Source organism: Phreatobacter sp. (assembly GCF_030691135.1).
In the GTDB taxonomy this organism is placed as follows: Bacteria; Pseudomonadota; Alphaproteobacteria; order Rhizobiales; family Phreatobacteraceae; genus Phreatobacter.
Window position 1 is genome coordinate 41,453 of sequence record NZ_JAUYFA010000080.1, and the last position, 7,396, is coordinate 48,848.

The 7,396-nt window shown below is 67.7% G+C and carries 7 protein-coding genes; 3 read left to right on the top strand and 4 right to left on the bottom strand.

What is annotated here, in order from left to right; genetic code table 11:
- The first annotated feature begins 28 nt into the window (after positions 1–28).
- Positions 29–2,464, top strand: coding sequence for an ATP-dependent helicase (locus tag Q8O26_RS14675; RefSeq protein ID WP_305576856.1), 2,436 nt, complete (start codon positions 29–31; stop codon positions 2,462–2,464).
- Positions 2,465–2,467: 3 nt separating this feature from the next.
- On the opposite strand, the gene Q8O26_RS14680 is transcribed toward Q8O26_RS14675, so the two are convergent.
- Positions 2,468–3,523: a methyl-accepting chemotaxis protein gene (locus Q8O26_RS14680; RefSeq protein ID WP_305576858.1), complete on the bottom strand. Its 1,056-nt coding sequence runs from the start codon at positions 3,521–3,523 to the stop codon at positions 2,468–2,470.
- A gap of 226 nt (positions 3,524–3,749) precedes the next feature.
- On the opposite strand from Q8O26_RS14680, the gene Q8O26_RS14685 reads away from it, so the two are divergent.
- Positions 3,750–4,652 (top strand): 50S ribosomal protein L11 methyltransferase, encoded by a 903-nt coding sequence (locus Q8O26_RS14685; protein WP_305576860.1) that lies wholly within the window; start codon positions 3,750–3,752, stop codon positions 4,650–4,652.
- Between the two features lie 5 nt (positions 4,653–4,657).
- Here Q8O26_RS14685 and Q8O26_RS14690 read toward each other — a convergent pair whose 3' ends face one another.
- On the bottom strand, positions 4,658–4,822 hold the full coding sequence (locus Q8O26_RS14690) for a hypothetical protein (RefSeq protein ID WP_305576862.1): 165 nt from the start codon (positions 4,820–4,822) through the stop codon (positions 4,658–4,660).
- Between the two features lie 225 nt (positions 4,823–5,047).
- On the opposite strand from Q8O26_RS14690, the gene Q8O26_RS14695 reads away from it, so the two are divergent.
- Positions 5,048–5,392, top strand: coding sequence for an SH3 domain-containing protein (locus tag Q8O26_RS14695; RefSeq protein WP_305576864.1), 345 nt, complete (start codon positions 5,048–5,050; stop codon positions 5,390–5,392).
- 11 nt (positions 5,393–5,403) lie between these two features.
- On the opposite strand, the gene gor is transcribed toward Q8O26_RS14695, so the two are convergent.
- The gene (gene gor / locus Q8O26_RS14700; protein WP_305576866.1) at positions 5,404–6,777 is read right to left on the bottom strand and encodes a glutathione-disulfide reductase; all 1,374 of its coding nucleotides are present in this window, start codon (positions 6,775–6,777) and stop codon (positions 5,404–5,406) included.
- 185 nt (positions 6,778–6,962) lie between these two features.
- Positions 6,963–7,396: DUF2059 domain-containing protein (locus tag Q8O26_RS14705; RefSeq protein WP_305576868.1), on the bottom strand; the 434-nt coding region annotated here is incomplete at its 5' end.

The window sequence follows — 7,396 nt, forward strand, 5'->3', positions numbered from 1 at the left end:
GAGAACCGAATCAGAACATCTGAGGCCCATGACCGACCCTTCCGCCCCGCGCCAGCCCAGTCTCGCCGAAAGGGCCATGGCCGCGCGTGGCAACCAGGCGGCTGCTGGCTATCTCGCCGGCCTCAACCCCGAACAGCAGGCCGCGGTGGAAACGCTGGACGGCCCGGTGCTCGTGCTGGCGGGCGCCGGCACCGGCAAGACGCGGGTGCTGACCACCCGCATCGCCCATATCCTCAACCAGCGCCGCGCCTTCCCCTCCGAGATCCTCGCCGTGACCTTCACCAACAAGGCGGCGCGCGAGATGAAGGAGCGTGTCGCGCATCTGGTCGGCGAGGCGGTCGAGGGCATGCCCTGGCTCGGCACCTTCCACGCGACGGGGGTGAAGATCCTGCGCCGCCATGCCGAACTCGCTGGCCTCAAGCCCGGCTTCACCATCCTCGACACGGACGACCAGATCCGCCTGCTCAAACAGCTCATCCAGGCCGAGGACATCGACGAGAAGCGCTGGCCGGCGCGCGTGCTCGCCTCCGCCATCGACGGCTGGAAGAACCGGGCGCTGACCCCTGACAAGGTCCCGTCCGGCGAGGCTGCGGCCTATGCCAACGGGCTCGGCCTCAAGCTCTACGCCGATTATCAGGCGCGGCTGAAAGTGCTGAACGCGGTGGATTTCGGCGACCTGCTGCTGGAGGTCATCCGCCTGTTCCGCGAAAATCCCGGCGTGCTCGCCGAGTATCAGCGGAAGTTCAAGTTCATTCTGGTGGACGAGTATCAGGACACCAACGTTGCGCAATATCTCTGGCTGCGGCTGCTGGCCCAGCGCCAGGAAGGCCGGCCGCAGAACATCTGCTGCGTCGGTGACGACGATCAGTCGATCTATGGCTGGCGCGGCGCCGAGGTCGACAACATCCTGCGCTTCGACAAGGACTTTCCCGGCGCGACGGTGATCCGGCTGGAGCGCAACTACCGCTCGACCGGCCATATCCTGGCAGCCGCCGCCCATCTCATCGCCCATAACGAGGGGCGGCTCGGCAAGACGCTGTTCACCGACGGCGAGGACGGCGCCAAGCCGACGCTGACCTCGGTCTGGGATTCAGAGGAGGAGGCGCGCTCGGTCGGCGAGGAACTGGAACAGCTGCAGCGCCAGGGCCATGCTCTGAACGAGGCCGCCATCCTGGTGCGCGCCTCCTTCCAGATGCGCGAGTTCGAGGACCGCTTCATCACCATCGGCCTACCCTACCGGGTCATCGGCGGCCCGCGCTTCTACGAACGGCTGGAGATCCGCGACGCGCTCGCCTATCTGCGCTGCGTCGGCCAGGCCTCTGACGATCTCGCCTTCGAGCGCATCGTCAACACGCCGAAGCGCGGCCTCGGCGACGCGACGCTGCAGCAGTTGCACGACTATGCGCGGGCGAGGGGCGTTCCGCTCATGCAGGCGGCGCGGGTGCTCACCGAGACCGAGGAGATGAAGCCGAAGGCGCGGCGGGCGCTGAAGGACCTCATCGACAATTTCGACCGCTGGGCCGGGCAGATCGAGGCCATGCCCCATTCCGAGCTCGCCCAGCTGGTGCTGGACGAGAGCGGCTATACGGAGATGTGGCAGAAGGACAAGACCGCCGAAGGGGCAGGCCGGCTGGAAAACCTCAAGGAACTCGTGCGCTCGATGGAGGAGTTCGAGAACCTGTCCGGCTTCCTCGAACATATCGCGCTGGTGACGGAAGCTCGCGGCGAGGGCGAGACCGAGGATGCGGTGTCGATCATGACGCTGCATTCGGCCAAGGGTCTCGAGTTCGAGACCGTGTTCCTGCCCGGCTGGGAGGAGGGGCTTTTTCCCCACCAGCGCTCGCTCGACGAGAACGGTCGCGCCGGTCTCGAGGAGGAACGTCGCCTGGCCTATGTCGGCATCACCAGGGCGCGGCGGCGGGCGAAGATCTATTTTGCCGGCAACAGGCGCATTCACGGCCTGTGGCAGTCGACGGTGCCGAGCCGCTTCGTCAACGACCTGCCGCCCGACCATGTGGAAGTCTCCGAAGGCCTCGGCACCTCGGGCTATGGCGGCATGGGGCGCGGCGGCTTCGGCCAGAGCCGCTTCGACAATGTGGAGAGCTTCTCCTCGACCTATGCGACGCCCGGCTGGCAGCGGGCGCAGGCGCAGCGCACGCTGAACGAGGCGCAGGCGCGCTTCACCGGCCGGACCGGCAGCCAGGCCTTCGGCTCGACCTTCGCGGAGGGGCGCGGCGGCTTCCAGGGACGGCTCACCGACCGCTCCGGCAGCGGCCGGACCATCGACGGCGAACTCGTCGCCAAGTCGACCGGCGAGCCCTCGCGCTACCAGCCCGGCGACCGGGTGTTCCACCTCAAGTTCGGCTATGGCGACGTCATGGCCTCGGAGGGCAATAAGCTCACGGTGCAGTTCGACAAGGCCGGCGAGAAGAAGGTGGTGGACAGTTTCGTCCAGGCGGCGTGACGGTTACCGCAGCTTCTGCTGGATCACCCCGTACCAGCCGAGGCCGCCGTAGGTTTCGTAGCCCGGGGTGAGGTGAAAGGCCGTGGTGGTGCCGCTCGCGTCGCGGGTGAAGCCCGCCTTGCGGCCGCCGGTGTCGAAGGCGAGCGTTTCGGTGAGAACGCCGCGCCCGTCGGAACTGGCGATGACGCGCTTGCGGGCGTCGACGAGGAGGACACGGCTGCGGCCAGCCTCCTCTTCCGACAGACGGACTCCCTCGACGATGGCGCGGGCCTGGGGCTCCCAGTCGAAATGGATGGCGAGGACGCCGAGCGGGGCGCCGCGGGCCTGGCCGCCGACGCGCACTGTCGTGGCATAGGTGGCGACCTCAGCATCTCGCAACGAGCCGGAGCGGGCGACATCGGCCACCGTGTAGTCGTCGCCGGTCGCCAGGGACATGGCGCGGGTGAACCAGGGCTCATGCCGCACCGACTGGCCGGCGACGGCGAAGCGGTCCGGCCGGCCGCTCGCGACGACATGCCCGTCGCGGTCACAGAGCCAGATGTCGAGATAGACCGTGTAGGCGCCGAGAATGACGGCGAGGCGCTGCGACGCATGGGCGGCCCTGTCGGGGGACGGCGCAGCGAGAGCCTCGACCATGGCGGAATCGGTCGCCCACCAGCGCACGTCGCAGGTGCGCTCATAGAGATTGCGGTCCATCAGTTCGATGGCATTGAGCGCGAGATCGGTCAGCCGCTGGCCGGCCGCCTGGCTGCTCATCGCCATGGTCATCGCCTCGAGGCTGTCGATCTGTCCGGCGAGTTCCGTCGAGAACTGCTGGGCGATGCTGCCGACGCGGGTGGAAATCTCGCGCACCTCGGCGGCGACCACGGAGAAGCCGCGGCCGTTCTCGCCGGCCCTCGCCGCTTCGATGAGGGCGTTGAGGGCCAGCATGCGCAGCCCGTCGGTGATCTTGTTGATCTCTTCGATCCTCGCCGAGGTCGTGCCCTTCACACTGCGGGTCGCGGCAAGAATCGTGTCCAGGGAGGGGGTGGTGTCGTCGGTCTTTGCCAAGGCTTTCATCGGGGGGTCTCCTGACACGGAAGGTCGGATGAAGCGGTTAGCAAGTGGTAAATCTGCGTATCCGTGCGCTGAATGCAACGCGTTGAATTTTCGAGGCAATTCGTCTCTGCATACAATTTGTGCATCGCGGTGAGGCATTTTCCTTACGCTGCGTCAGTCAAGTATTATAGTTTGTATTGTTTGCGCGGGCTGATGACATTGTCCGGACGCGGCGTTATCACGCGGAATGCTCGAAGGTCTGCACCCCGTGTCACCCACCCACCTCATGCGTCTCGAAACCTCGGAGAGGGCGGCGCGCAAGGTCGGCGACCTCATCGGCGAGATGTTCGATCCCGCCGAGACGGCGGTCGCCGCCTTCGAGGCGCCCGACGGCCAGATCTGGCTGGTCGAGGTGTTCTTTCGCGAAGCGCCCGACGAAGACCATGTGCGCGCGCTCGTGCGGGCGACGGCGGGCGACGCCGTCGCGGCCTGCGTGACTTTCCACGCCATCGAATCGCGCGACTGGGTGCGCACCTCCCTGGACGGCCTGAAGCCGGTCGAGGCTGGCCGCTTCACGGTGTTCGGATCGCATGACCGCGACAAGGTGGCGCCCAACGCCATTCCCATCGAGATCGAGGCGGCGCTTGCCTTCGGCACCGGTCATCACGGCACCACGCTCGGCTGCCTGCGCGCTATCGATCGGCTGGCCAAGGCAGCCCGCGCCTTCCGGCCGCTCGACGTCGGAACAGGAACCGGTGTGCTGGCCATCGCCGCCGGCCTCCGGCACCGGGTGCCGGTGATCGCCTCCGACATCGACCGCGTGTCGGTCATCGCCGCCCATGAGAATGCGGTGCTGAACAAGGCGCGGGGCTATGTGCGGGTGATCCATGCCGCGGGCCTGAAGGACGCGCGCTTCCGCCGCGGCGCTCCATATGACCTCATCCTGGCCAATATCCTGCCGCGCCCTCTGGTCGGGCTCGCGACGGACCTCGTGCGGCTGGTCGCCCCCGGCGGCACGGTGGTGCTGTCGGGTATCATCCCGCCCCACGCCAATCTGGTCGTCTCGGCCTATCGCGACCGCGGCCTGCGGCTCGTCATGCGCGAGGAGATCGAGGGCTGGGTGACGCTGACCATGCGCCGCGGGCGCTGAGCGCGTCAGCCTTCGCCGCTGCCGCCGTCCTTCTTCGCCACGGTGCCGGCGCGCGGTTTCTCGTCCACCTTTGCCGTCGCGTCGCCCGGCCAGGGTTTGCCGGGGTTCTGCAGCGCGAAGATTCGCCTCGCCGTCCGCTCGACGGCTGCCGCATCGTCATTGTCAGCCATGGTGGTCTCCTCGTCGGCGGTGATGTGGGTTGCTGGTGTCGAACGCCGGGCAGCTTGCCCGGTTCCTCGCCGGTTGATCAACTCCCCTGGATCCCGGCGGTCGTCCGGCGCATGACCGCCGGCCCGGCGGACGGGTACAATTGAAACCTTGGTCCGGCGCCGCCGCCATCGCCCGGAATGACGGCGGGCCGATAGGGTCTCGCAACGCTTCCTGGAGAGACCGCCGTGACCTGTCGCGCATCGAAAGCCACCCTCGCCACCGCCTTCTGCGCCATGATGATGGCCGCTTCACCCGCCATGGCGATCAACGCCGTTTGCGAGGTCCTGCCGACGCCCGACGGCTTCGCCGCGCTCCGGGCGGGGCCGTCCGCCGATGCACGGCTGATCGCTCGCATGAAGTCAGGCCACAGCGTCCACCTGCGGGCACGCAACCAGGGCGAGGTCATCCGCTCCGGGTCGTGGACGCAGGTCATCTACTGGAACGGCGAGCTCTACATCCCGAGCCAACCGGAATTCCGTACCGGCCGCATCGGCTGGGTCGCCCAGCGCCTCATCGGCGATTGCGGCTAGGCCGAATTCGGCTAGCCCTTCGGGTAACGCGCACTCGGCGTGCGCATGGTGACCAGTTCCTCCGCCGCGGTCGGATGGACGGCCATGGTCGCATCGAAATCGGCCTTGGTCGCGCCCATCTTCACGGCGATGCCGGCGAGCTGGATCATTTCCCCGGCGTCAGGTCCGCAGATATGGACGCCGAGGACCTTGTCGGTCTCGCCGTCGACGACGAGCTTCATCAGCATCCGCGTGTCGCGGCCGGACAGGGTGTGCTTCATCGGCCGGAAGGTCGCCTTGTAGATGTCGAGGGCGCAGCCCGACAGCCGCGCCTGCTCCTCCGACAGGCCGACTGTGCCGATCTCCGGTTCCGAGAAGACGGCGGTCGGGATGATGGCATGATCGGCCGTCCAGCGCTTGCCGCCGAAGACGGTGTCGGCGAAGGCGTGGCCCTCGCGGATGGCGGCCGGCGTCAGATTCACCTGGTCGGTGACGTCGCCGACCGCATAGATGGAGGGCACCGAGGTACGGCTCTCCTCGTCGACGATGATCTCGCCGCCGGCGCCGAGCGTCACGCCGGCTGCTTCGAGGCCGAGGCCTGCCGTGTTGGCCTTGCGGCCGATCGCCATCAGCACCTGATCCGCCTCGATCGGCGCGTGGCCGTTCTTGAATGCGACCGCAATGCCGCCCGGCTTGCGGGTGAGGCCGGTGAACACCTCGCCCATGACCAGGCGGATACCCTTCTTCTGGTACTCCGTCATCAGGTGATCGCGGACATCCTCGTCGAAGCCGCGCAGGATCTTCGACCCGCGATAGACGAGCGTCACCTCCGACCCGAGGCCAGCGAAGACACCGGCGAACTCGACGGCGATGTAACCGCCGCCGGCGATGACGATACGCTTCGGCTGTTCGGGGAGGTGGAAGACCTCGTTCGAGGAAATGGCGAGGTCGCGGCCGGGCAGCGTATCGTCGCTCGACGGGCGGCCGCCGGTGGCGACGAGGATATGCCGGGCGGTGACGAGGCGGCCGTCGGCGAGGCGGACGGCCTGCGGGCCGGCGATGGTGGCGCGCTGCGCGACGATCTCGACGCCCGCCTTGACGAGGTTGGCGCCGTAGAGGCCTTCGAGGCGACCGATTTCCTTGTCCTTGGCGGTGATGAAGGTCGGCCAGTCGAAGGTCGCCGGACCGACCGTCCAGCCGAAGCCCGCGGCATCGGCGAAATGCTCGTGGTACTGCGAGGCATAGACCATCAGCTTCTTCGGCACGCAGCCGCGGATGACGCAGGTTCCGCCCATCCGGTACTCTTCGGCCAGCATGACCTTGGCCCCATGAGTCGCGGCGATGCGGGCCGCCCGCACGCCGCCCGAGCCGCCACCGATCACGAAGAGGTCGACGTCGAAGGTCATCGGATCATCCTTGGCTCGGCGCGGTCGACGCTGTGTCACCGCGACGGGGAGATGGGAAGACCCCAGCGCTTATCACAGGCGGGCGACGGGACAAATCGCGGTGACCGATACGACAAACCCGCCGGCGGTGCCGGCGGGCTCGGAACGTCAGGTATCCTGGGGCGAGGCCCGCCCGGGCCCGCCGCTCAGAGGCGGATGCCGCGCTTGGCGAATTCCTCGCGGAAGCGGGCGACGATGTCCCGGGTGACCACCTGGCTCCACTGCTGCGAGCGGCCGAAGGTCTCTTCCATGATCGAGGGAATGGTGCGCACCAGCTTCTGGCCATCGGCCGACTGGTAGAAGGCCTGGATCCGGCGGAGCTCTTCGACCGTGAAGCGCTGGGCGTAGGCGACGGCGATACCCTGGATCAGTTCGTTGACGCGCGGCTGGAACTCGTTCTTGAGGACGTCGCCAACCTCGTTGAACTGGCGGCCGAGATCCGGATTTGTCGGCAGGAACAGCGATTTCGCCTGCTCGACAAAGGCTGGGATGACGTTCTCGAAGGAGGACGAGGCCCCGGAGAGCTCGACGACCTGCCGGGCGAGCGCGACATGGTCGGCGGAGGGCGCCGGCGCGGCGG

Bases quoted from the DNA above. Each gene is read 5' to 3' on its own strand.
- Q8O26_RS14680 (WP_305576858.1), bottom strand. From the start codon at position 3,523: ATGAAAGCCTTGGCAAAGACCGACGACACCACCCCCTCCCTGGACACG.
- gor (WP_305576866.1), bottom strand. From the start codon at position 6,777: ATGACCTTCGACGTCGACCTCTTCGTGATCGGTGGCGGCTCGGGCGGC.
- Q8O26_RS14690 (WP_305576862.1), bottom strand. From the start codon at position 4,822: ATGGCTGACAATGACGATGCGGCAGCCGTCGAGCGGACGGCGAGGCGA.
- Q8O26_RS14685 (WP_305576860.1), top strand. From the start codon at position 3,750: ATGCTCGAAGGTCTGCACCCCGTGTCACCCACCCACCTCATGCGTCTC.
- Q8O26_RS14675 (WP_305576856.1), top strand. From the start codon at position 29: ATGACCGACCCTTCCGCCCCGCGCCAGCCCAGTCTCGCCGAAAGGGCC.